This window comes from Yersinia pekkanenii, from assembly GCF_001152565.1.
Classification (GTDB): Bacteria; Pseudomonadota; Gammaproteobacteria; order Enterobacterales; family Enterobacteriaceae; genus Yersinia; species Yersinia pekkanenii.
Genome location: NZ_CQAZ01000016.1, coordinates 1 through 24,770, shown reverse-complemented (window position 1 = coordinate 24,770; position 24,770 = coordinate 1). Strand labels below are relative to the sequence as shown.

The following is a 24,770-nucleotide window of genomic DNA, read 5'->3' as shown; positions in this document are numbered from 1 at the left end:
GAGCTGAACCCACATTTTGGCCTGTCTGGACCATAAAATGCAAAATGAATGCGGGTGTTTTGCATAATTATGCAATTTAAAACCTTGTTTTAATGGAGTTTATACATTTTATTCACATTATGAATGGTGTGGCATAAAAGCTGCTGTACACTTTATATCATATGAATATATTTCATTATTTATTGTTAACAGAATAAGAGATTTTTGTTGGGCGACAGGGTGAGTCCTAACGATGAGTCTCTCAACCCAATATTTACGCTGATTAAAGAGGCCTATATGGAACAGCCAATTCCGGTTACCCGACAGTCTTTTGATGAATGGATTGTGCCAACTTATGCACCAGCAGATTTTATTGTGGTGCGAGGAGAAGGGTCATTGCTGTGGGATCAGCAGGGTAAATCTTATATCGATTTTGCCGGCGGTATTGCCGTGAATGCGCTGGGGCATGGGCATCCGGCAGTTAAGGCGGCGCTGATTGAACAAGCCGACAAAGTGTGGCACTTGGGTAACGGCTATACCAACGAACCGGTATTGCGCCTGGCTAAACAATTAATTGATGCCACTTTTGCCGAGAAAGTTTTTTTCTGCAATTCAGGGGCTGAGGCCAACGAAGCAGCACTGAAACTGGCGCGCAAATATGCATTGGATAATTTTGCCACTAAACCGGGGCAGCAAGGGGAAAAGAACCAGATTGTGGCATTCAGCAATGCGTTTCATGGTCGGACGCTATTTACCGTTGCCACTGGGGGTCAGCCTAAATATTCACAGGATTTTGCGCCGTTACCGGGTGGGATCAGTCACGGTACTTTCAACAATTTGGCCTCTGCAGAGGCACTTATCAATGATCAAACCTGCGCGGTGATTGTGGAGCCGATTCAGGGCGAAGGTGGTGTGCTGCCAGCAGATAGCGAGTTTCTGCATGGTTTACGGGCTTTGTGCCATCGTCATAACGCATTACTGATTTTTGACGAAGTACAAACTGGGGTAGGTCGTACTGGAGAACTGTATGCCTACATGCACTACGGTGTGACACCTGATGTTCTGACCAGCGCCAAAGCACTGGGGGGGGGCTTCCCGATTGCCGCCATGCTGACTACCACAAAATATGCCAGCGCACTTAATGTCGGCAGCCACGGTACTACCTACGGCGGTAACCCGCTGGCTTGCGCGGTTGCAGGTACTGTTTTGTCCCTTATCAACACACCAGCACTTCTCGCAGGGGTTAAAGAAAGGCATCAGTGGTTCTTGGATGGATTGGCTGAAATAAATGCCCGCCACAACGTTTTTACTGAAATCCGTGGGCGTGGCCTGCTGATTGGCTGTGTGCTTCACAAGGATTATGCCGGTAAATCCAAAGAGATAGTACAGGCCGCAGCTCAGCATGGGCTAATCGCCCTGATTGCCGGCCCTGATGTGGTGCGATTCGCGCCATCACTGATTATTTCGCAGCACGATATTAAAGAGGGGTTAGCCCGATTGACCAGGGGTATTGAACAGGTTTGTCATAGGGCTAAGTCGTAACATTTATGCAGTAAGCAAGGGACCTTGACTATGATGATAGTTCGCCCGGTAGAGCGCCGTGATCTGTCCGATATCCTTGAATTGGCAGGTAAAACTGGCGTAGGCATGACCTCACTGCCACAAAATGAACAACACCTCGCGGCCCGGATTGAGCGTGCATTAAATACCTGGCAAGGTTCTTTGACGGCAGGCGAACAGGGCTATCTGTTCGTGTTGGAGGATAGCGAACGAGAAAAAGTCGTCGGCGTCAGCGCCATTGAAGTCGCTGTCGGTATGCATGACCCTTGGTATAACTTCCGCGTAGGGACGCTGGTTCATGCGTCCAAAACGTTGAATGTTTATAAATCGGTACCGACCCTGTTTCTAAGCAATGATCACACGGGTTATAGCGAACTGTGTACGTTGTTTCTTGATCCTGAATATCGCAAAGATAAAAATGGCCCCTTCTTATCAAAAGTGCGCTTTCTGTTTATTGCGGCATTTCGTCAATATTTCTCACGCAAAGTGATTGCCGAGATGCGTGGCTACACCGATGAGCAAGGGCGCTCGCCATTTTGGGAAAACGTCGGTCGACACTTCTTTGCGATTGATTTTGCCAAAGCCGATTACCTCAGTGGTACTGGGCAGAAAGCGTTTATTGCTGAATTAATGCCAAAACATCCGCTGTATGTGGATTTTCTGGCGGAAGAAGCCCGTGCGGTCATTGGCCAGGTCCATCCTCACACCGCCCCGGCGCGTGCGGTACTGGAAACTGAAGGCCTGCAATATCAAGGGTATGTAGATATTTTTGATGGTGGGCCGACATTGGAAGCCAATACTGACGACGTGCGGGCGGTACGTGACAGCAGTATGCGAACAGTGGTTATTGACGATATCGATGTTGACCTGAGCGGTACTGCCTATTTAGTGGCTAATGATAACTATCAACATTTCCGCGCCATATTGATTAGCCGCCATCTTTCAGACGAATTACTGCATCTAACCACCGAAAATGCAGTGGCGCTGGCTGTTGTAGCCGGTGATTCGGTTCGGATAGTCAGCCTTTTTGCCCCGGAGACCAGAAAATGACCCATCCAGCACTGTTTATTCAGGGAGAATGGCGCACCGGTAAAGGTGCTCATTTTGACAAACATGACCCTATGGACCAGCAATTATTGTGGCGGGCGCGTGCGGCTGACAGCCTTGACGTAACAACAGCCTGCCGCGCCGCGCGGGCGGCTTTCCCGGCTTGGGCGCGGGCACCACTGGAGCAACGCGTGGCGGTGGTACAGCGTTTTGCAGCATTACTTGAGCTGCATAAGCAGCAACTGGCACGCACCATTAGCCTGGAAACCAGCAAGCCGCATTGGGAAACGCTAACAGAAGTGCAGGCAATGATTGGTAAAGTGGCTATCTCATTGCAAGCCTATCAAATCCGAACCGGTAGCCGTCAGACCCCCATGGCAGATGGCGTTTCGGTGATCCGTCACCGGCCTCATGGCGTGTTGGCCGTATTTGGTCCTTACAACTTTCCGGGGCATTTGCCTAATGGGCATATTGTTCCCGCATTGTTAGCCGGTAATACCGTCGTGTTTAAACCCAGTGAACTGACACCGTTGACAGCAGAAGAAACCGTCAAATTATGGCAGCAGGCGGGGATCCCTGACGGGGTATTAAATTTGTTACAGGGTGGACGTGAAACGGGCGAAGCACTTGCTGCTCAGCATGATATTGATGGTTTACTGTTTACCGGCAGTGCAAATACCGGTTACCAATTGCATCGCCAGTTGGCTGGCCAGCCGGAAAAGATTTTGGCACTGGAAATGGGTGGCAACAATGCGTTGATTGTTGAACAGGTAAAAGACCGTGATGCGGCGGTCAATCTTGCTATTCAATCTGCGTTTATTTCGGCAGGCCAGCGCTGTACCTGTTCGCGCCGTCTACTGGTTAAATCTGGCGCGGAAGGAGATGCATTTCTTCAGCGCTTTGTTGCCGTTGCTAAAGCATTACGGATCGGTCGTTGGGATATGCAACCAGCGCCCTTTATGGGGGCGGTTATCTCGTCTTCGGCGGCAGAAAAAATGCTGATAGCGCAGCAACACTTGATGGATTTAGGCGGCAAATCATTATTAACCATGACCCGCCCTGATAGCCAAAGTGCCGTTTTGACGCCGGGTATCATTGATATCACCGGTATCAATGATGTACCCGATGAAGAGTATTTTGGCCCGCTGCTCAGTGTTATTCGCTATACCGATTTTACACAGGCGCTCAACATGGCTAATCAGACTCGGTTCGGTTTGGCCGTTGGTTTAGTTTCTGAAGATCGCCGACAATTTGAGCAACTGCTATTAGAAGCCCGCGCGGGGATTGTTAACTGGAACAAACCGTTAACTGGAGCCTCAAGTGCCGCACCCTTTGGTGGCGTGGGGGCATCGGGTAATCATCGACCAAGTGCATTTTATGCCGCTGATTATTGCGCCTGGCCAATGGCCTCACTTGAAAGCGAAAGCCTGACGCTGCCAGCAACATTGTCGCCAGGGATTTCTTTCGATTTACCTGATTAGCCAGTCGCTCGCGAACGGAGAATACGATGGCAGGATATGAAGTTAACTTCGATGGGTTGGTCGGGCTGACACATCATTATGCGGGCTTGTCTTTTGGCAATGAAGCCTCTAGCGCGCATCAAAATAGCATTTCCAACCCTCGTTTGGCCGCGAAACAAGGGTTGCTAAAAATGAAGGCACTGGCTGATTTAGGCTATAAACAAGGCATCCTGCCGCCGCAGGAACGGCCGGCAATCAGCGTGTTGCGGCAGTTAGGTTTTAGTGGCTCAGATGAGCAAGTATTGAGTGACGTGGCGCGCAAATCTCCACGCCTATTATCTGCAGTAAGCTCTGCGTCATCAATGTGGACGGCCAACGCGGCGACAGTATCCCCTTCAGCAGACAGCGCTGATAGCCGTGTTCATTTTACCGTTGCCAATTTGAGTAATAAGTTTCATCGGGCGATAGAGGCGGATACCACATCAGCAATATTAAAAGGTGTTTTCAATAACCATCGCCACTTTGTTCATCACGATGCATTGCCTGCGGTGGAGCTGTTTGGCGATGAGGGCGCGGCAAATCATAACCGTCTGGGGGGCGAATACGACAGCCCGGCGATCCAGCTATTCGTTTATGGCCGCAAAGGGTTAGAAAGCGGGGCGATACCCAGCCGATATCCCGCCCGTCAGACATTGGAAGCCAGTGAAGCTGTCGCGCGCTTACATCTGTTAGAGCCTGACCGGGTAGTTTTTGTGCAGCAGAACCCAGCAGTGATCGATCAGGGCGTCTTTCACAATGATGTCATCGCAGTCAGCAATCAAAATGTGTTATTCCACCATCAGCATGCATTCGTACCCGATATTCAAGTAATTGATGACATTCGCCGCAAAATGGGGCGCATTGAACAGCAACTGATCAACATTGAAGTCCCCGCCGCTGAGGTATCGGTCGCTGAGGCGGTATCGACCTATTTGTTTAACAGCCAATTACTCAGTAAACCGAACGGCAAAATGTTGTTGGTTATCCCACAGGAATCGCAAGACAGTCCGGTGGTGTGGCGATATTTGTCGAAACTGATCAATAGCGGCGGGCCGATTGATGAAGTCAGGGTTTTTGATCTGCGCGAAAGTATGCGTAATGGTGGTGGGCCAGCCTGTTTACGGTTGCGCGTTGCCTTGAGTGACACTGAATTACAGGCAGTTAATCGTAGAGTGATGATGACACCGGCATTGTTTGTTGCACTTAATAATTGGGTAGACCAACATTATCGTGATCATTTGCAATTTAAAGATTTAGCCGACCCGCAACTGTTACAAGAAGGCCGACGGGCATTGGATGAACTGACGCGGATACTCAATTTGGGTTCGGTATATCCATTTCAACGCAACGGGTCATAACTCAGTATGCGTTATCCAACAGCATGGGGTATCAGTCTGTTTTTTCACCAATAGAAGGGGCGATGATGCTAGATTTATTGGCGGTAACACTATCAGGTCATCCTCCAAAAATGACGCAAGGTAAGACTGCGAGCGTGGAGTGGCAATGGCTCGACGAAGGAATACTGGCGCTGACGCCTGTTGGCGATTACTCGCAGTCGGTGGTGTTATCTGCAGGTCTCCACGGAAATGAAACAGCGCCAATTGAGATTCTGAATCAATTGGTATCAGAGTTATTAACGGGCAAATTAACGCTGGCAGTACGCCTGTTAGTTATCTTTGGCAATCCGCCAGCGATTAGCGCGGGAAAACGCTATCTCACCGCCGATATCAACCGCATGTTTGGCGGGCGACATCAGAATTACTCACTGAGTGATGAAACCCGACGGGCGGAACTTCTTGAGCAGACTATCGTTAAGTTTTTTGCTACTGAGAGTCAATCTACTCGATTACATTATGATTTACATACTGCAATTCGCGGATCTCATCATGCCCGATTTGGATTGTTACCTTATCAGCCAGCACCCTATTCAGCGGTAATGTTACGGTGGCTACAGGATATTGAACTGGATGCATTGGTTATGCACACCTCTGTGGGCGGGACTTTTGCCCACTTTAGCAGTGAGTATTGTTTGGCTGCGAGTTGTACTCTGGAACTGGGTAAGGCACTGCCTTTTGGTGAAAATCAACTTGCACAATTTAGTACCATTATTTGTGGCTTGCGGGCATTAGCCAGTGGCAGACAATTAGCTGAGCGACGAACCGTGGACATGGTGTTTTATCGTGTGGTGAAATCACTGCTTAAGCAACACCCCGATTTTAAATTGTGGGTAGCTGATGACACGGTTAATTTTACTCGGTTTAACCAAGGAACGTTGCTCGCAGAACAACCTAATGAGCACTATCGTGTTGCACATGAATACGAGTGGATCTTGTTCCCAAATCCACAAGTCGCGTTGGGATTACGTGCAGGGATCATGTTGGTGCAAATGGATAGGAATGAGATAGCTATTGTATAAGTAAGAGCGTGTTATCAATATCGCCATATATAGTTACTCAGGGTAATATCACTGGAGAAAGCATTACTTAAGTTAAATTTAAAGCAATATATTGTTTTTATCCTATGAGAAATGAGCTATTAGAGATGATAGCTCATTTTTTATTCGTTAAACTAAAGGCTATCTTATTCTTGTTGCTATAAATTAGTCGTAATTAATCAAATCTCCTTCAATTAATAACATAATAAAACCATAATTTTTGTAATCCTATTAATGTAATTTATGTTTTATTCATTATTCCATTGCACCAAAAAAGACATGTCTCTACTTATCACTTGTGTCTTTAATAGACATTTAATTGCTTTAGATATATAAAAAAAGAATTAGAAGTGTGATATCAATCTCATTTTACAAAACAAATGCATTAACAGAACAAAAAAGATACAAATTGAAATCAAATTGCACCTATTTAGTGCGTACGCACTATTTTGGTTATATCTAATCACTTAAAAATACTTATAATCAAAGGGTTATAAAAAGTTCCATTAAACACATTTTGTTACACTTAATTACCTATTCATGCCTGTATTTCTTCGTATTTACCGTTTTAACTTTTTGTGCTTAATGATAATGTCTACTCGCTTTACAAGACAGGTAACTATAAAAAATTAAAAGTTAACTTTTATGAGGCTAAAAAATTAATTTAGCCCGGCGGGTTAACTTTATTAAAATTTAAAGGAAAAATGATGATGAAGCGCAGTATACTGGCCTTGGCGATCACCTTGGGTATGATCCCTACTCTTTCAAACGCAGCGGAAATTTATAATAAAGATGGCAATAAGTTAGATCTTTATGGTCGCGTAGCCGCTAAATATCTTTTCTCAAACCATAATAACGCTGACGATACTTATGTACGTTTCGGCTTTAAGGGTGAAACGCAGATTAATAGCCAACTGACCGGTTTCGGCCAGTGGGAATATAACGTTGCGGCAAAAAATGCAGAATCTCAAGGTGATAAAGGCAATAAAACCCGTTTAGGCTTTGCTGGTCTGAAATTTGCCGAATTTGGTTCTTTCGATTATGGCCGTAACTATGGTGTAGTCTATGATGCGCTGGCTTATACCGATATGTTGCCAGAGTTCGGTGGCGACTCGATCGCTTACACCGACAACTACATGACTGGTCGTTCTACCGGCTTGGCAACATACCGCAACTCTGACTTCTTCGGTCTGGTAAAAGGCTTGAATGTTGCTGCTCAGTATCAGGGTCGCAATGACGACGGTGATACCACTAAGAACGAGCGCGCAATCCAGAAAGCTAATGGCGACGGTTTCGGTTTGTCTGTTGACTATCAAGACATCGAAGGCAGCGGCATCGGCTTTGCAGGCGCATACTCTTCTTCCAATCGTACTCTGGGTCAGAAAAACCTGGCTAACAGTGCGACCGGTGATAAAGCTCAAGCATGGGCTACGGCATTGAAATACGATGCAAACCAAGTTTATATCGCAGCAATGTACGGCGAAACGCTAAACATGACTCCATATAAAGCGTTGATTGCGAATAAAACCCAAAACGTAGAATTAGTGGCTCAATACCAGTTCGAAAATGGTATTCGTCCGTCAATCGCTTATGTTCAGTCTAAAGGCAAAGACTTGGCGGTTGTTGGTGATGCAGATCTGTTGAAATATGCTGAAGTAGGTGTGACTTACTACATCAACAAAAACATGTTTGCCTATGTTGACTACCAGATTAACTTGTTGGATGAAGACAATAACCCATTGGGCCTGGGCACCGATGATACTGTTGCAGTTAACCTGACTTACCGTTTCTAAGTTAATTTAAGCAGTAATTATTACCCTTTTCTGTGTCGGAAATTGGTGAATTAAAAAGGCGGGGGTAACTCCGCCTTTTTTGCATTTCTGACCCGTTATAAATAACGTTGATAAATAATTACAAGGGTATTGCGACAAATCAGCGATGACTCTGTTGTTCTCCCCATGACAGCATTGTATCAATCAACTGCTGGAGTAACTGCTGTAAATGAATCGCTCGCTCTGACAGGTAGGAATACGGCTTAGTTTCAGACATATAGTTTAACTGTGATAATTCTAGTTGTACTGCGTGTTGATTATTCAGTGGTAAGCCATATGCTCGAGTTATATAGCCACCTTTAAAGCGACCATTTAATATATGGCTGAAGGCAGATTGACGCTGACAACATTCGATCAGTTGCTGACTTAATGACGGAGCGCAGCTGACACCACTGTTGGTACCAAAATTCAAATCGGGGAGCTGCCCTTCAAATAACCTGGGAATAACGGATGCAATCGAATGTGCGTCTAACAATAATGCATAACCAAACTTAGCTTTAAGCCGGCCCAATTCTAACTGAAGTTGCTGGTGGTAGGGACGCCAAATCTGTAACAGATAGGATTGACGCTCTTGCGGCGACGGTGTTTTTCCCGCCATAAAACAAGGCTGCCCATCGAATAAGGTTGCGGGGAATAGACCGGTAGTCGCCGTGGTATACAACGGCTGATCATCCTCCGGGCGATTAAGATCAACCACCAAGCGTGAGTAATGACCTATTACTATGCTGGCTCCCATATTGCGGGCGAATTCATAGAGACGGGGAATATGCCAATCGGTATCAGATAAAGGGCGCGCAGCACTTGTCAGGCCCGCTTCAACAATGGGGGTCAGCCGTGTGCCAGCATGGGGAATACTGATTAAAAGAGGCAGTTTACCTGCATGGAAGCTTAAAGGGTCAGTTATATTCATGGGCGAACTTCTCCTTGGAAAACGACGGTCGCAGGTAATTGGCCACCCAGCCAGTAAGCCAACTCGGCAGGGCGCGATAACGGCCAATGGACCCAGTTGGCCACTTTACCGGTTTCCAGTGTGCCTTCATGATGTTGCAGGCCAAGAGCCTGTGCTGCATGGTAAGTGACCCCGGCTAGCGCCTCTTCCGGAGTCATCCGGAATAATGTACAAGCCATATTGAGCATTAAACGTAGAGATAGTGCAGGTGATGTTCCGGGATTGGCATCACTGGCCAAGGCCATTGGCACACCATATTGGCGGAACAGTTCAATAGGAGGGCATTGTGTTTCACGCAACAGATAATAAGCACCGGGCAGCAACACGGCGACAGTACCCGCCTGACTCATTGCCTGAACATCTGCTTCAGTCGCATATTCAAGATGATCTGCGGACAACGCATTAAATTTGGCGGCCAATGTACTGCCATTTAGCGCTGAAAGTTGTTCGGCATGCAGTTTGACAGGTAAACCGGCTTTTTGAGCGGCTAAAAATACGCGTTCAACTTGTGTGGGTGAAAATGCCAGATGCTCACAAAATGCATCAACGGCATCGGCTAACCCTTCAGCGGCCACCTGAGGAATGAGAGTGTTACAAACAAAATCAATATAGTCATCAGCTCTACCGGCAAACTCGGGTGGTAAAGCATGTGCTGCCAGGCAGGTTGTTTTAACCGTAATAGGCAGTAATTCGCCTAAACGGCGGGCAACGCGCAGCATTTTTATTTCGCTTTCAAGGCTAAGGCCGTAACCAGATTTAATCTCAATACATGTCACGCCCTCAGCAAGAAGGGGTTTTAGGCGAAATAAAGCCTGCTCAAGCAATTGTTCTTCACTGGTGTTCCGCGTAGCTCTGACGGTTGAAAGAATACCACCGCCATTGGCCGCTATCTCTGCATAGCTAACGCCATTAAGGCGTTGCTCAAATTCAGCACTGCGATCACCACCAAAAACCAAGTGGGTATGGCAATCTATCAAACCGGGTGTAAGCAAGCCGCCTTGATAAACGACCTCATACGAGGCATTAACTGTGGGTAATTCTTTATAGGGCCCGATCCAGACTATTTTTCCGTTGGTGACGGCCATTGCCCCCTGCGGTATCAGATGATATGCCCCTCCACGCATGGTGACGATATCGGCACCGTACCACAAACTGTCACAGTGAATTACTGACACCATATCCCCCCTTAAAACTAAACGAAATTAAGTTGTATATACAATCATGGACAACCTAGCGCATAAATACACTATCAGCAAGATAGGGATTTAAACAATTGCGTAACACTTCGCAGTTCTTGCAGAGAAATAAAATTGATCAGGACGTCACTGTGCCTTGTGGGGTAAAACGACCATAGAGTTGATAGCGGGAACCTGGATACAACAATTGAGCCGCTGTGACGATGACTTTTCCATACCAGGTTCTACGGCGGATCAACAAGCAGGGTTCATGCTCATCCAGTTGCAGCAGTTGGCGTTCAATCTGGCTTGGAATGACGGCTTCAACAATATGCTCACCTTCGGTAAGGGGCGCCGCTTGGGTGAGGTAACTGTAAGGGGTTGTCCGATTGAAATCCTGTTTCATATAGTCGGGTGCAGTGCTCGGATTGACACATCGGTTTTCGACCTGAATCGGGACGTCATTTTCATAATGCACAATTTGTGAGTAGAACAGTTGTTGGCCGGGTTGGATACCCAATGCCATCGCTTCTTCAGGGTTTGCAGGACGAGCCTCTAATTGCAGGATTTTACTGCTGTGATGATGACCGCGGGCGGTAATCTCATCAGCAATATTATGGACTTCAAGTAAGGCACTGTGCGCTTTTGCTTCTGCAACAAAAGTCCCCACACCCTGCATGCGGATAAGGAAACCTTCGCTGGTGAGTTCGCGTAACGCCCGGTTGATGGTCATGCGACTGACCCCTAACTCTGTAACAAGCTCACTTTCTGAGGGAACTCGTTGGTGAGGCTGCCAGGCTCCGGTTCTGATCTGGCGAATGATGGCCAACTTAACCCGTTGGTAAATTGGCGCAGGAATATCGTCCATTGCGGCACTTAGTTGTAAGACCTTTTGTTGTTCCGCCACGGCGTTAACCTCGTCAAATAAAGAATTTATATACTAAGTCTACGGTTGAATTTAGCGTGTGTATATGTCTATACAAGTTAGTGGTTTAATTAAGTGACGTAGCTGATGCTTAGCGCGTTTGACTCTGAACAAAACCTTGGGATATCGCTATGCCAGTTTATTTTACCAAACGTGCTTTTTTATCGGATGGATGGGCTGATGACGTACAAATCACCGTTGATGAACAGGGGGTGGTTACGCGCATTATTACCGGTAGCAGTGATGCAGGTTGTCAGTTGTTAGCCGGGCCAATAGTTCCCGGTATGCCAAATCTCCACTCTCATGCTTTTCAGCGCATGATGTCGGGGCTCGCTGAAGTTGCCGGTAATCCACAAGACAGTTTCTGGACCTGGCGAGATCTGATGTATCGGCTGGTTCAGCAATTAACACCGGAGCATGTTGGTGTGATAGCCCGCCAGTTGTATATCGAAATGTTGAAAGGTGGCTATACCCAAGTCGCTGAATTTCACTATTTGCACCATGGCCCCGACGGTACTCCATACAATGATCCGGGGGAGATGTCCGCACAGTTAAGTCAGGCGGCACAAGAGGCTGGAATAGGGATGACCTTATTACCCGTGCTCTACAGCTATGCGGGGTTTGGTGCTAAACCGGCTCAGCAAGGCCAGCGCCGTTTTATTCAGAACACTGATAACTATCTCAAGCAGCAGCAGGTAATCGGTAAACAATTGGCTCATCAGCCATTGCAAAACCAAGGTCTCTGCTTCCATTCGTTGCGCGCGGTGGAGTTAAGCCAAATGCAGGAGGTACTACAAGTTTCAGATAAGCAATTACCGGTACATATTCATATTGCAGAGCAGCAAAAAGAGGTTCAAGACTGCCTGGCTTGGAGTGGGCAGCGGCCAGTGGCATGGTTGTATGATCACATGTCAGTCGATAGCCGTTGGTGCCTGATTCATGCTACACATTTGGATGCGTCAGAACTGGGTCGTCTGGCTAAAAGTCAGGCTGTGGCCGGATTATGTCCTACAACGGAAGCCAATCTTGGCGATGGCATCTTCCCTGGTGTTGATTATCTACATCAGCAAGGAAACTGGGGTATAGGGTCCGATAGCCATGTTTCATTAGATGTGGTGGAAGAGTTACGTTGGTTGGAATATGGGCAACGTCTGCGTGATCAACGGCGTAATCGCCTGACCAATGAGCAGCATCCTGCCGTGGCTGATTTGCTTTATAGCCAGGCTTTAGCTGGAGGGCGACAGGCATGTGCCAGTAAAATTAGTCAGTTAGCGGAAGGTTACCGCGCTGACTGGTTAGTATTAGATGGTGATGACCCTTATATTGCCGGCACAGAATCAGCATCTTTACTAAATCGGTGGTTATTTGCGGGGGGGAAATCGCAAATTCGGGATGTTTATGTGGCAGGCAAAGCAGTAATAGTGGATAGATATCATCCAATGCAACAGCAAACTGCACAGGATTTTCTGGCCGTATTGAAAGCCTGTCAACAGGAGGTCTGATGATATTTACTGTTTTTGACTTTGCCAGTTTACCGGTTAGCCGTTGGCGAAATGGCGGCGGTGAAACTCGTGAAATTGTGTGTTGGCCAGTTGGTGGTGATGATTTTGCCTGGCGAGCCAGTATCGCGACTATTGAACAGGATGGTCCGTTCTCGGTGTTTCCGGATATCGATCGGTCAATTACATTGCTCTCGGGTGAGGGGCTTGTACTGTCCAGCTCAGACTGGGAAGCACATACTCTTTCCCAGCCATTACAGCCGTTTGCTTTTCCCGGAGACATACCAATTTATGCACACTTATTGGGGGGAAGCAGTCAGGATTTTAACATTATGACTCGGCGAGGTTGCTGGCAGGCCAATGTGACCTCGGTTAGCTCAGCACAAGAACTGCCTGTATCTCATGGGGGGCTGATCTATATTGTGAAAGGTGAATGGCTTATCTGCCACACAGAGACACACCAGCTTACGGCTTTGCAGGGCTGTTGGTGGTTACCGGCAATCAAAGTTGGTCAATTACAGCCAGTTACAGCGGATAGCCATTTGCTTTGGGTCGATTTAGTCCCTGGGCGATAAGACATCAATCACTTCGTTGATTTTTGTTACAAGCTAACACCTCGTAACGTCAAGTGCGAAGGGCATATTGTCGTTGCTAACATGGCCTTAACTACAGTCGTTACTGCCTGTCTGGTACGTTGAATGACTAAAAAATCTCAAAGTGTGATTTTTATAAAACATCTTTTCATTAAAATTGAAATTTTGTTTTTAGAATGTTATGTTCTTCATAGTCACGTCTAACTATCACATCCAATGGGCCGACGCTTATTGGTGCAAAATGGAGATAACAAAATGAAAATCGCACTGATGATGGAAAACAGTCAGGCAGGTAAAAATGCGATCATCCTTAAAGAGCTGAACGCAGTAGCCTCAGAAAAAGCGTACCCAGTATACAACGTGGGAATGAGTGATGAGCAAGATCACCACCTGACGTATATTCATCTGGGGATTATGGCCAGTATTCTGCTTAATTCTAAAGCAGTCGATTTTGTGGTAACGGGCTGTGGCACAGGCCAGGGTGCGATGATGTCACTAAACATTCATCCTGGAGTTGTGTGCGGTTATTGCATCGATCCGGCTGATGCTTTCCTGTTTGCTCAGATCAATAACGGTAATGCGCTATCGCTGCCATTTGCCAAAGGTTTTGGCTGGGGTGCAGAGTTAAACGTACGTTATATCTTTGAAAAAGCATTTACTGGCGTGAAAGGTGAAGGTTACCCACTGGATCGTAAAGAACCTCAAGTGCGTAACGCAGGTATTTTGAATCAGGTGAAAGCCGCAGTAGTGAAAGAAAACTACCTGGATACGTTGCGTGCTATCGATCGCGAATTGGTGAAAACCGCTGTTAGCGGTGAACGTTTCCAGCAGTGCTTCTTCGATAATTGCCAAGTTGAAGAGATTAAAGCATTTGTGAAAGAAGTTCTGGCGTAACGATAACATCAATCGCCAAAACAAGAGGCTCCCGAAAGGAGCCTTTTGCTTTTTGGCATATCACCAGATGGTATGGGATTTGAAAACGTTGTAGCCGGTTAACATTTTGGTGCGGTCCCTTGTGGTGGTAGATAGCGCAGCGGGTCAAGCGCAGTTGCCCGGTAACGAATTTGGAAGTGCAGCATGAGTTTGTCTGTTCCAGTGCTACCCATTGTTGCTATTTTCTGCCCAGCTTTTACATCCTGCGCATTTTTCACCAGCATAGTGTCGTTATGTGCGTAAGCCGTGATGAAATCATTGCCGTGCTTAATCATTATTAAATTCCCATAACCACGTAGTTGATTCCCTACGTACACCACTCGTCCTTTGGCAGAGGCATATACGGGTTGACCACGCTTACCTGCAATATCAATGCCCTTGTTGCCTCCATCCGCGCTGGAGTATTGCGATATTACTTGGCCGCTGGTTGGCCAGAACCAGCAACGATTAGCTCCAGGTGGCGGGGCTGATTGAGCGATAACGGTACTTGAAGACTTACGCTTATTAGACGCCAGCGGCCCTGATGCGGCGGATCTACCGAGCTGAATTTTTTGCCCCACTTCCAGTTGATAAGGAGGGCGGATCTTGTTGATGCGAGCAAGGTCACTCACTTCACTGTTGCTGATCCATGCAATAAAATAAAGTGTATCGCCTCGTTGAACGGTATACGTTTTATCGTTGTAACTGCCTTTTGGCAAAGTGGCATAGTCACGATTGGATTTGTTTGAGCACCCAGCTAATAGCAAGATAGCCATTGCATAAATTGCTAATCGTGGCCACAACAGCATTCTACCTTTAGTGTTCAAATCTTTTCCTTTGTCATCACGATGTCGAACTCCCTCAGCCAGCTATATTACCATTTGAACTATAAGCGTTAAAAGCCCGAACAAGACTATCGTTTAGCACTGGTGACAATTGGAAAAGCAAAAGGTAATAATCATCAGCTGTGGAAAAAATGACATGTTTGAAATAAACAGCATGGGGCAGCTTGCTGATCGTTGTTATAGTCCTCTGCTCGTACCATATGCCAGATATACTTTCACTGCGCTCCAATATATATATATAACACCTGTTCGGTGAAGGTTATTGAGAATAGCTGAGAGACAATAAGCAAACGGCTCGAAAAGCGTCAGCCAGACATGATATGGATTACAGGCTCAAATATCGCCCAGCGCGGGTTCTCTAAAGTTTCTATATCCGCCCATGGTGAAAAGACAACACCATTCAACGAGCACAAGAAAAACGCCATAGTGCGGTTGGGTAACTCAAGTCTGAACTCTGGGCTGAAATTATGTCTGTTACTTTTGGTCATTGTGTCACTTGTGTAGTGGCACACTAAATTTGTTTTAACTATGAGGTGACGATATCACCGCTATTCGGGTGGCAAAATTCAGTAGTCCACTTCATATCCACTATCTTCATTTAAACTGCCTTTTTGTGATGCTGATTGAGCGTGTTGACATTAATACACGATTAAATGAATACACAGCCTATTACTTTATTGCCAGTCCACTTTTATAAAGTGGGCCATACTATGAGCTATACGGTGAAATGGAGTTATCAAATTGATGAGAAACCCTACGATTTTCCAGTTTTTCCATTGGTACTACCCTGACGGCGGCAAGTTATGGCCAGAAGTATCAGAACAAGCTGAGTATATTAGCCAACTTGGGATTAACATCGTTTGGCTTCCTCCCGCTTATAAAGGTGCTTCTGGAGGGTATTCTGTAGGATACGATACCTATGATTTATTTGATTTGGGCGAATTTGATCAAAAGGGAACTCAGGCGACTAAATATGGGGATAAAGAAGGACTCCTGAATGCGATTAACCGATTGAAGGACAATGATATAAAAGTACTTTTTGATGTTGTATTTAATCACAAAATGGGTGCGGATGAAAAAGAGAAGATCGGTGTTAATAAAGTGAATCCTGAAAACCGTACTGAAATTGACGATGATATTATCGAGGCTCTGGCTTATACCCGTTTTACCTTTCCTGGACGCAATGGAGTTTACTCATCATTTATCTGGGATAAGCAGTGTTTTACTGGCGTTGACTATATTGAAGAACCCTCAGATGAAGGTATATTTAAGATAGTAAATGATTATAGTCACGAGGGTTGGAATACTGAGGTCGATGACGAGTTAGGTAACTTTGATTATCTGATGGGGGCAGACATTGATTTTCGTAATCCCGCGGTTGTAAGCGAGCTAAAATATTGGGGAAAATGGTTGCAAGAGACGCTGCCAATTGATGGTTTTAGATTGGATGCAGTAAAACATATCCCTGCATGGTTTTTTAAAGAGTGGATAGAATATATACAGAACGAAACGGAGCATGATTTACTGATTATTGCTGAGTATTGGTCGCCTGACATCGATAAATTACAACAATATCTGGCGCGGGTAGAAGGCAATGTAATGTTGTTCGATGTCGCTTTACACCACAAATTTCATGAAGCTTCTATGCAAGGTGAGGATTTCGATCTGACACTAATATTCCATGGCACTTTGATTGAAGCCGAGCCGTTGCATACCATAACTCTGGTGGCTAATCATGATACTCAACCACTTCAATCGTTGGCGGCACCTGTCGAATCTTGGTTTAAGCCTTTAGCTTATGCATTGATTTTAATCCGTGAGCAGGGCATTCCCTGTGTCTTTTATCCTGATCTTTTTGGTGCAAATTATGAAGATAACGGTGAGGACGGGGGTATTTACCAGATAGAAATGCCGGTTATTACTGAGTTAGAGCCGTTAATTCAAGCCAGACAGCGTTTTGCTCATGGCGCACAGACTGACTATTTTGATGATAAAAACTGTATTGCTTTTGTTCGTGCAGGCACGGCGGAGGATCCCGGTTGTGTGATGATTATTTCTAATGGTGCTGAAAATGAAAAAATAATTGTTTTGGGTGATAATTTTCAAAATAAAGAGTTTGTTGATTACTTAGGTAATCATCCGGCTATTATTACTACCGATGATAGTGGTGGGGCGATATTCCGAGTTAATAGTAGGAGTGCCAGTCTTTGGGTACAGAAAGATTTTTTACAATCCACCGGTACCGATTAGTGCTTGCAGCTATAGCTCATCACTATCTCGAAAAACTAAAGAAAGAAGCTGCAAATATAGTGTATTTCAATGGGAAAAAAGAAATTTATATATCTGGCAGCATAAGAATCCTACATGTTGTCTCTTGGCCGTTATCGACGATAACCGTTCTTTATTTGAGCAACTGTATTGGTGAAAACTTCAGCTTGAGCAGTGTCTTCGATATCGGCAATGGAACGTTCGATATTTAAGATTACTTTCCCAGCGTCGGCTTGGCCGATCGCTTTTAGCATTAAAGTTAATGTTGCTTTCAAGCATGCAACCTCATTTGCTAAAGTTTCTGGGTCAGCGGAAGTGGTAAAGTCTGGATTGCTCATTTTTTTTCCTGAAGTGATAGCTTGCCTATGGACAAAGTGATGTGGGTAAACCCAGAATCGTAGTGAACATTTGCGGCATTATTAAACAGTTATAGTATTATATCATAAACTGATAGTTAGATTTGATAACATGTGTGCAATCGTTAATTAGTGGCTCAAGTCGTGATCGTAGTTGAGTAAGTGTAGACCAGACTTGATCAATGCTGGCACCGGTCAGGTAAGTCTTACCTTAACTAAGTTAATTTTGGTCATAAAAATCATATCGGTTTCTAATGAGTATTTGTATCAACAAGCACTCATTTTGATAGAGAATATGTGATAGACAATAAATAAATAAAACTAAGAGTAATTCCTATGTTTGAAAATGTGTACAGAATTACCCTATCTTTAATTGTATCAATATGTTGTGTTTTACGTGAAAAATAACATAGCTAATGGACACAATTCTTTTTTGTATGAATAGCTGAGTTATGCCAAGAAAAATCTTAAAAAAACTTTTATTTTTTATCATGTCGTTAATTGATATGCCTGCGATTTTATGTACATAGTAAAGATGATGATGAAAATAATATCTGTCAAACAATATAGATATGAATTTGCAATTATTCTGTATTCATTCTTTGGACGAAAACAAGTAATATCATTGCGGTAAACAAGCGTGATTAGGTTACTCCCTTATTTTTGGAGAATTTTCTTTGATAAGCGTTCTTCTTGTTGATGACCACGAACTGGTGCGCGCAGGGATACGACGCATTCTTGAAGATATCAAGGGTATTAAAGTGGCGGGTGAGATGCAGTGTGGCGAAGATGCGGTAAAATGGTGCCGCAGCCATATTGTTGATATCGTTTTGATGGATATGAATATGCCCGGTATCGGCGGGTTGGAAGCAACTCGTAAGATTTTGCGTTTTTCTCCGGATACTAAAATTATCATGCTAACCATTCATACTGAGAACCCCTTACCCGCAAAAGTCATGCAGGCTGGAGCCTGTGGGTATTTGAGTAAAGGGGCTGCACCTCAGGATATGGTTACGGCTATCCGTGCGGTTCATTCGGGGCAACGTTACATTGCCTCTGATATTGCACAGCAGATGGCGCTGGGGCAGCTAGAACCTCCTACTGAAACACCTTTCAGTTGTTTGTCAGAGCGTGAGTTACAAATCATGCTAATGATAACGAAAGGCCAAAAGGTGAATGAGATTTCGGAGCAACTTCATCTGAGCCCAAAAACGGTGAACAGCTATCGTTATCGGATGTTTAGTAAGCTTAATATTAGTGGTGACGTTGAATTGACTCACCTGGCCATTCGCCATGGTCTATTTAACGCGGAGACGTTGTCTAATAGTGACTGACTGTTTTGATCCTAAAGAGTTTTTAAAAACTGTCACCAGCCAGCCTGGTGTTTACCGTATGTATGATAAAGCGGGGACAGTGATTTATGTTGGCAAGGCAAAAGACCTCAAGAAGCGTCTGACGAGCTATTTTCGCGCTCAGGTTACGAGCCGTAAAACGGAGACCTTGGTTAAAAATATTGCTCAGATTGACGTGACAGTTACTCATACAGAAACAGAAGCACTGTTGCTTGAGCATAACTACATCAAGCTTTATCAGCCTCGTTACAATGTATTGTTGCGTGATGATAAGTCGTATCCCCTTATTTTCCTGAGTGCGGATACACATCCGCGTCTCGCTATTCATCGTGGAGCAAAACATGAGAAGGGGGAGTATTTCGGGCCATTTCCTAATTCCTATGCTGTCCGCGAAACTTTGGCATTATTGCAAAAACTCTTTCCTGTCCGGCAATGTGAAAACAGTGTTTACCGCAATCGTTCGCGGCCTTGTCTACAATACCAAATAGGTCGCTGTTCGGGGCCATGCGTGGCAGGGTTGGTGAGTGACGAAGAATATCAACGTCAGGTCGATTATGTGCGTCTGTTCCTGTCGGGCAAGGATCAACAGGTCCTGACGCAACTAATTTCTCGCATGGAAGAGGCGAGCCAATTGTTACACTTTGAGGATGCGGCGCGTATTCGTGATCAAATACAGGCTGTGCGGCGGGTGACCGAGCAACAGTTTGTTTCCGGTGATAGTGAAGATCTTGATGTCATCGGTGTGGCATTTGATGCCGGATTAGCTTGTGTTCATGTGCTATTTATCAGGCAGGGGAAAGTGCTAGGAAGCCGAAGTTACTTTCCTAAAGTCCCTGCGGGAACCGAATTAAGCGAAGTCGTCCAGACATTCGTCGGGCAATTTTATTTACAAGGAAGCCAGGGGCGCACGCTCCCCGGCGAGATCCTGCTGGATTTCACACTTGCGGAAAAGGACCTGTTGGCATCCTCTCTTTCTGAGCTGGCAGGTAGAAAAATTCAGATTCAAAGTCGCCCTCGGGGAGATCGCGCGCGTTATCTTAAGCTTGCGCGTACAAATGCTTCAACTGCATTGATAACGCGGTTGTCGCAACAATCAACTATCCATCAACGTATGAACGAATTGGCCAAAATTCTTAATATTGATGAGATTAATCGTATGGAATGTTTTGATATCAGTCATACGATGGGAGAACAAACCGTAGCCTCTTGTGTCGTATTTGATGCAAATGGCCCTGTACGTTCGGAATATAGGCGCTACAATATTAGTGGCATCACGCCCGGTGATGATTATGCGGCGATGTCTCAAGTGCTTAAACGCCGATACGGCAAGGCACTAGATGACAAAAAAATTCCTGATGTTATTTTTATTGACGGTGGAAAAGGTCAACTGTCGCAGGCTTTTGAGGTTTTTGCCTCGCTTGATGTTCCGTGGGATAAGCAAAAGCCTCTATTGGTGGGTGTTGCCAAGGGGAGTGATCGCAAAGCAGGGCTGGAAACATTGTTTCTTGCAGCGGAGGGGGAAGGTTTCTCGTTGCCACCAGATTCACCAGCATTGCATTTGATTCAACATATCCGAGATGACTCTCATAATCACGCAATAACCGGGCACAGGCAGCGTCGTGCTAAAGTAAAAAATACCAGTGCATTAGAAACAATAGAGGGAGTTGGCCCTAAACGGCGGCAAATTTTGCTGAAGTATATGGGGGGACTGCAACCTTTACTTAATGCTAGCGTCGAGGAAATTGCAAAAGTGCCGAGTATTTCACAAGCATTGGCAGAAAAAATCTACAATGCATTGAAACACTGAAGCTAATGTTGCACCATACTCATAATATCCACACCAGCCAGATAGTTATCGTAGCATTATGCAATTGAATATACCGACTTGGCTTACCCTGTTTCGTGTTGTACTCATCCCATTTTTCGTTCTGGCATTTTATCTGCCATTCGTTTGGGCTCCGATGGTTTGTGCCATCATATTTGTTTTTGCGGCAGCAACCGATTGGTTTGATGGTTTTTTAGCCCGCCGCTGGAAGCAAACAACCCGTTTTGGGGCTTTTCTTGACCCTGTGGCGGATAAAGTTATGGTGGCCATCGCATTGGTGTTGGTTGCTGAACATTACCATGTCTGGTGGATTACCTTACCGGCAGCGACTATGATTGCCCGTGAAATTATTATTTCTTCACTGCGCGAGTGGATGGCTGAAATTGGCAAGCGCAGTAGCGTGGCGGTATCATGGATTGGTAAAGTAAAAACGACAGCTCAAATGGGGTCGCTTGTTGGGCTACTTTGGCGGCCGGATCATAATATCGAGCTTGCCAGTTTTGTTCTTCTCTACATTGCTGCGGTACTGACATTCTGGTCAATGTTCCAATATTTAAACGCGGCCTGGAATGATTTGCTCGAACCTTGATCGAAGCGCCGTAAAAAGCAGCAAACGAACACAATAGTCAGATAATTTTATTGACTCATTGCGTCAGGTAAGTAGAATGCATCGCATCAGACGGCGGCGGCGAAATGCCGAAAGATAGCAAAAGAATCAGTATGTTCTGATGTTGCGGGAATAGCTCAGTTGGTAGAGCACGACCTTGCCAAGGTCGGGGTCGCGAGTTCGAGTCTCGTTTCCCGCTCCAAATTAGTAGGTTGGCTTAAGGCGAACCTAAGCTGTAAAGGCAAAGAAGAATAAGGCGCGTTGGCAGAGTGGCCATGCTACGGATTGCAAATCCGTCTACCTCGGTTCGACTCCGGGACGCGCCTCCAGTTTTCCAGAGCCCGGGTGGTGAAATCGGTAGACACAAGGGATTTAAAATCCCTCGGCTTATGGCTGTGCGGGTTCAAGTCCCGCCCCGGGCACCATGGAAACAAATCTAAGTAAAACAAAGTAGTATGAGTATGTCGTTAACCGCCGAGAGGCGGTTTTTTTTTGCCTGAAATCACATTCCTAAGATTTTCCTAACATCATTTCATAACATGATTTTGGTAATCTGAATAAAAACTCACTTTTTCTGACCACCTACCACCGGCACAATTTCTATTTTCCTGTCATATCTTGCTGTTTGAGCCGTATTCTTATGCCCTGAAATGGCTTGCTTCTCTTCGAGCGTTCCCTCTAAGTCCGATATTCCCTTTGCCTTTAAATCATGAAACGTGAAATCAAAATCCAACTCAGGAAATGTTTTTGCGGCCAGTAATTTTGCGGTGCGCCACCGGCTATTGAAACCATCTCTTGTGTAACCATGCCCTGATTTTTGATGCAGTACATAAATACTGCTCACTCCTGGTGCTATTTCTATTTCATCGGCAATCTTGATGGCCTGCTGTAATCTTTCTGTCCATGCCTTGATCTGCTTCTTGCCTGTTTTCCCTTGCTGTATAAATACACCGCTATCCATTAGCTGTGACTTTTTCAAGGCAAGGATGTCCGCTTGCCGAGCACAACAAAGATAGGCAAGTTCCATTGCAGCTTTTACAATAAACGGTGCAACATTGTAGAGAGCGTTATATTCCGCGTCAGTGATGTACCTTTCCCTGCTAACCTCTTTAAACTGTTTAACCCCTTTGCATGGATTGCCTTTCACCATTCCCCGCTCATACCCCCAACGATAAACTCGCGAGAGGAAAGTTTTCTCACGGTTTGCTTGTGTTCTGCTGGCCACCCCGCGTTTATCCATATATTTCCTGATATGTTCAGGTTTTATATTGTCTGGTTCCATTTTCCCGAATACTGGCAATACTCTAAGTGAATATTTGCGGTAGTCTTTCTGTGTCTCAATGGCTAACTCATTAAAATCAGCAGAGCGAAAAAACTGTTCAATGAGTTTATTCAAACTGGCTTTTTCTAATGGTTCATTATTTATCTTTTCGTAGCATGACCAGACTTGGGAAATAGGGGCATCCAGTGGGCAAAGCGATATTGAACCACCGCGTGCAGGGTGAAATTCATATTTGGATTTGCCGCGATATACCCGAGGAGGCAATGCCGCGTCTTCGGGATTTTTGCGTTTACCGGCCACTATTCATGGCCTCAAAATTAGGTTCTTCTTTCTCTTCTTCTACTTGCTTACCACGCAAAGTGACTGGATTTAAAAAATGGCCCCAAGTTGTTTTCGGGTGGCCGTCCGGGCGCTTAATAAAAAATATTCCTGCACGGCGTAAAGATTCGCATTGTTTGGTTTTATAGTGATGACCGGTCAGCTCAATCATCTCCTCTTTTGTGATTATGTCGTGGTCGTTTCTCATGGTCTTGCCCCTGTATCATTCGGGCGATTGCTCTGTCGGTTTCAGAACATGCCCGCTGTATATCTTGGTCGGTGAGTTGTTGTTTTCGTACACTTGCGGATAATTTGCCAATCTTAATATCGAAGTCGGTTAATAGGCGCTTGCCTGGTTGCCATTGTTGCATGGTGGTTTTCCCTGGTGTTGGTTCACCACAATGCTAGCTGTGCAGGCTGATTATTTCTGATTAAGCAAAATCAATTTCTGTTTGGTACTTTTCTACGTCTCCAACACCCCACAGCCAAGCCGGCCCCAAATGAAAATGCAGCTACAGCGCTGACCTCGGCCCCATAGATAAGAATTAAGGCTGTTCCTGCTGTGATAAAGAACACGGCTAGTTGAGAACGGATCATTGCTTGGCATCCTTTTCTGTGATTGGTTCCGGTGGGGTACTGCTAATCCGAACATCTACCGGGAAATCGTAGTGAACATCACAGCGGCGATCTGTGTAGATGGTTCCCGTTCTTCCGTCTGGGAGTGTTATATAAGCCAGTTCGTGCCGCTTTTGTGTCTTTCTTAGCATTGGTCTTGCCTCAATAATGCCCCGTTGATCCGGGGCCGAATAAATTAACGAACCTGCAAAGAATTTGGTCCAACTTCAATGCGCGCACCTGGTATTGGGTTAACAAACACCTCGTTTATCTCTTTACCTTCCTCAAGGGCTTTGGCTTCAGCATCTTCCATTGCCTTTTTAATGGCGTTCTTGATTTCATCAGCTTTAGGGGTATAGATAATTTGGCTGGCAACATCGACATAATCATCCGGTAGCGATTCCGCATTATCGACCACTAGAGGGATTAGTTATACTGGCGATACGCGTGGTAACCCGTGGTATATGGACATGATGTGTGAAGCGCGTGGGGCTAGGGATTTACTCAGCAGCACAGCAATGGCAAGGGCTGCATCATAGGGGATATATGAAACCATTAATTTACGTATTAATAGTGCTTGTGGGTAGCTTATTTACGGCGTCAACTTATGCTGCAAGACAGTGTGGTAATTTCACTATAAGTGCTGGAAATGATGGTTTCATGCGAATAAATGGAGAGAGACCAAGCTCACAAAAAATAACTTATCTTGGTAAGAAAGATGATGTTGATAATATGAAAATTGATTGGTTTCTAAGTTCTCAGGATGGAAATATGTATGGTCTTGAGTATTTTCGCCGCAACGATAAAGTATGGCTTAACGTTCAACTCCTACAGAACAGCATGAATGCACCGAAAATAATTGGTTCGTTCCCATGCAAGAAATTGCCAGATTAAGGAT

General features: G+C 45.4%; 22 protein-coding genes and 3 tRNA genes. 17 read left to right on the top strand and 8 right to left on the bottom strand.

Features of this window, described 5'->3' with window-relative positions; translation table 11 throughout:
• Positions 1-276: 276 nt before the first annotated feature.
• The 6 genes from AEP37_RS09890 (at position 277) to AEP37_RS09865 (ending at position 8,312) form a co-directional block, all read left to right on the top strand.
• Complete coding sequence (locus tag AEP37_RS09890; RefSeq protein ID WP_049612859.1) at positions 277-1,521, top strand: aspartate aminotransferase family protein; 1,245 nt, start codon at positions 277-279, stop codon at positions 1,519-1,521.
• Positions 1,522-1,551: 30 nt separating this feature from the next.
• The gene (gene astA, locus AEP37_RS09885; protein WP_049612857.1) at positions 1,552-2,589 is read left to right on the top strand and encodes an arginine N-succinyltransferase; all 1,038 of its coding nucleotides are present in this window, start codon (positions 1,552-1,554) and stop codon (positions 2,587-2,589) included.
• The gene (astD, locus tag AEP37_RS09880; protein WP_049612856.1) at positions 2,586-4,067 is read left to right on the top strand and encodes a succinylglutamate-semialdehyde dehydrogenase; all 1,482 of its coding nucleotides are present in this window, start codon (positions 2,586-2,588) and stop codon (positions 4,065-4,067) included. Before astA ends, astD begins: the two co-directional genes overlap by 4 nt.
• A 26-nt stretch (positions 4,068-4,093) precedes the next feature.
• Positions 4,094-5,443, top strand: coding sequence for an N-succinylarginine dihydrolase (gene astB / locus AEP37_RS09875; RefSeq protein WP_049612854.1), 1,350 nt, complete (start codon positions 4,094-4,096; stop codon positions 5,441-5,443).
• A gap of 65 nt (positions 5,444-5,508) precedes the next feature.
• Entirely contained in the window at positions 5,509-6,501 is a 993-nt protein-coding gene (astE, locus tag AEP37_RS09870; RefSeq protein ID WP_049612853.1) for a succinylglutamate desuccinylase, read from the top strand.
• A gap of 725 nt (positions 6,502-7,226) precedes the next feature.
• Positions 7,227-8,312: a porin gene (locus AEP37_RS09865; RefSeq protein ID WP_049612851.1), complete on the top strand. Its 1,086-nt coding sequence runs from the start codon at positions 7,227-7,229 to the stop codon at positions 8,310-8,312.
• Between the two features lie 139 nt (positions 8,313-8,451).
• On the opposite strand, the gene hutG is transcribed toward AEP37_RS09865, so the two are convergent.
• From hutG to hutC, 3 genes are all read right to left on the bottom strand, one after another.
• The gene (gene hutG / locus AEP37_RS09860; protein ID WP_049612849.1) at positions 8,452-9,261 is read right to left on the bottom strand and encodes an N-formylglutamate deformylase; all 810 of its coding nucleotides are present in this window, start codon (positions 9,259-9,261) and stop codon (positions 8,452-8,454) included.
• The gene (hutI, locus tag AEP37_RS09855; RefSeq protein WP_049612842.1) at positions 9,258-10,478 is read right to left on the bottom strand and encodes an imidazolonepropionase; all 1,221 of its coding nucleotides are present in this window, start codon (positions 10,476-10,478) and stop codon (positions 9,258-9,260) included. Before hutI ends, hutG begins: the two co-directional genes overlap by 4 nt.
• A gap of 136 nt (positions 10,479-10,614) precedes the next feature.
• On the bottom strand, positions 10,615-11,382 hold the full coding sequence (gene hutC / locus AEP37_RS09850) for a histidine utilization repressor (RefSeq protein ID WP_049612840.1): 768 nt from the start codon (positions 11,380-11,382) through the stop codon (positions 10,615-10,617).
• 149 nt (positions 11,383-11,531) lie between these two features.
• On the opposite strand from hutC, the gene AEP37_RS09845 reads away from it, so the two are divergent.
• From AEP37_RS09845 to AEP37_RS09835, 3 genes are all read left to right on the top strand, one after another.
• The gene (locus AEP37_RS09845) at positions 11,532-12,902 is read left to right on the top strand and encodes a formimidoylglutamate deiminase (RefSeq protein ID WP_049612838.1); all 1,371 of its coding nucleotides are present in this window, start codon (positions 11,532-11,534) and stop codon (positions 12,900-12,902) included.
• On the top strand, positions 12,902-13,474 hold the full coding sequence (locus tag AEP37_RS09840) for a HutD/Ves family protein (protein WP_049612836.1): 573 nt from the start codon (positions 12,902-12,904) through the stop codon (positions 13,472-13,474). Before AEP37_RS09845 ends, AEP37_RS09840 begins: the two co-directional genes overlap by 1 nt.
• Positions 13,475-13,747: 273 nt before the next feature.
• Positions 13,748-14,386 (top strand): RpiB/LacA/LacB family sugar-phosphate isomerase, encoded by a 639-nt coding sequence (locus tag AEP37_RS09835; protein ID WP_049612834.1) that lies wholly within the window; start codon positions 13,748-13,750, stop codon positions 14,384-14,386.
• 98 nt (positions 14,387-14,484) lie between these two features.
• On the opposite strand, the gene actS is transcribed toward AEP37_RS09835, so the two are convergent.
• Positions 14,485-15,213 (bottom strand): amidase activator ActS, encoded by a 729-nt coding sequence (actS, locus tag AEP37_RS09830; RefSeq protein WP_049612833.1) that lies wholly within the window; start codon positions 15,211-15,213, stop codon positions 14,485-14,487.
• Positions 15,214-15,993: 780 nt separating this feature from the next.
• Between actS and amyA the strand changes: the two genes are divergently transcribed.
• On the top strand, positions 15,994-17,499 hold the full coding sequence (amyA, locus tag AEP37_RS09825; RefSeq protein WP_049612830.1) for an alpha-amylase: 1,506 nt from the start codon (positions 15,994-15,996) through the stop codon (positions 17,497-17,499).
• A gap of 131 nt (positions 17,500-17,630) precedes the next feature.
• Here the strand turns inward: amyA and AEP37_RS09820 are convergent, their stop codons facing one another.
• Positions 17,631-17,855, bottom strand: a complete 225-nt coding sequence (locus AEP37_RS09820; protein WP_049612828.1) for a DUF2594 family protein — start codon at positions 17,853-17,855, stop codon at positions 17,631-17,633.
• Between the two features lie 695 nt (positions 17,856-18,550).
• On the opposite strand from AEP37_RS09820, the gene uvrY reads away from it, so the two are divergent.
• The 6 genes from uvrY (at position 18,551) to AEP37_RS09790 (ending at position 22,082) form a co-directional block, all read left to right on the top strand.
• Positions 18,551-19,207 (top strand): UvrY/SirA/GacA family response regulator transcription factor, encoded by a 657-nt coding sequence (uvrY, locus tag AEP37_RS09815; protein WP_049612826.1) that lies wholly within the window; start codon positions 18,551-18,553, stop codon positions 19,205-19,207.
• Positions 19,200-21,032: an excinuclease ABC subunit UvrC gene (gene uvrC, locus AEP37_RS09810; RefSeq protein WP_049612825.1), complete on the top strand. Its 1,833-nt coding sequence runs from the start codon at positions 19,200-19,202 to the stop codon at positions 21,030-21,032. Before uvrY ends, uvrC begins: the two co-directional genes overlap by 8 nt.
• A 58-nt stretch (positions 21,033-21,090) precedes the next feature.
• Positions 21,091-21,639: a CDP-diacylglycerol--glycerol-3-phosphate 3-phosphatidyltransferase gene (pgsA, locus tag AEP37_RS09805; RefSeq protein ID WP_005189490.1), complete on the top strand. Its 549-nt coding sequence runs from the start codon at positions 21,091-21,093 to the stop codon at positions 21,637-21,639.
• Positions 21,640-21,783: 144 nt separating this feature from the next.
• Positions 21,784-21,859, top strand: a tRNA-Gly gene (locus tag AEP37_RS09800).
• Between the two features lie 53 nt (positions 21,860-21,912).
• A tRNA-Cys gene (locus AEP37_RS09795) sits at positions 21,913-21,986 on the top strand.
• Between the two features lie 10 nt (positions 21,987-21,996).
• Positions 21,997-22,082, top strand: a tRNA-Leu gene (locus AEP37_RS09790).
• 140 nt (positions 22,083-22,222) lie between these two features.
• Here AEP37_RS09790 and AEP37_RS09785 read toward each other — a convergent pair.
• The 3 genes from AEP37_RS09785 to AEP37_RS09770 all read right to left on the bottom strand — a co-directional run bounded on the left by AEP37_RS09785 (position 22,223) and on the right by AEP37_RS09770 (position 24,290).
• Complete coding sequence (locus AEP37_RS09785; protein WP_049612821.1) at positions 22,223-23,239, bottom strand: tyrosine-type recombinase/integrase; 1,017 nt, start codon at positions 23,237-23,239, stop codon at positions 22,223-22,225.
• Positions 23,229-23,465, bottom strand: coding sequence for a DUF4224 domain-containing protein (locus AEP37_RS09780; protein WP_049612819.1), 237 nt, complete (start codon positions 23,463-23,465; stop codon positions 23,229-23,231). The genes AEP37_RS09785 and AEP37_RS09780 overlap by 11 nt, the downstream gene beginning before the upstream one ends.
• 603 nt (positions 23,466-24,068) lie before the next feature.
• Positions 24,069-24,290 carry a hypothetical protein gene (locus AEP37_RS09770; protein ID WP_049612816.1) on the bottom strand — a complete coding sequence of 74 codons (222 nt, stop codon included), beginning with the start codon at positions 24,288-24,290 and terminating at the stop codon, positions 24,069-24,071.
• Positions 24,291-24,418: 128 nt separating this feature from the next.
• Between AEP37_RS09770 and AEP37_RS09765 the strand changes: the two genes are divergently transcribed.
• Positions 24,419-24,766 carry a hypothetical protein gene (locus tag AEP37_RS09765; protein ID WP_049612986.1) on the top strand — a complete coding sequence of 116 codons (348 nt, stop codon included), beginning with the start codon at positions 24,419-24,421 and terminating at the stop codon, positions 24,764-24,766.
• The last annotated feature ends 4 nt before the right edge of the window (positions 24,767-24,770 follow it).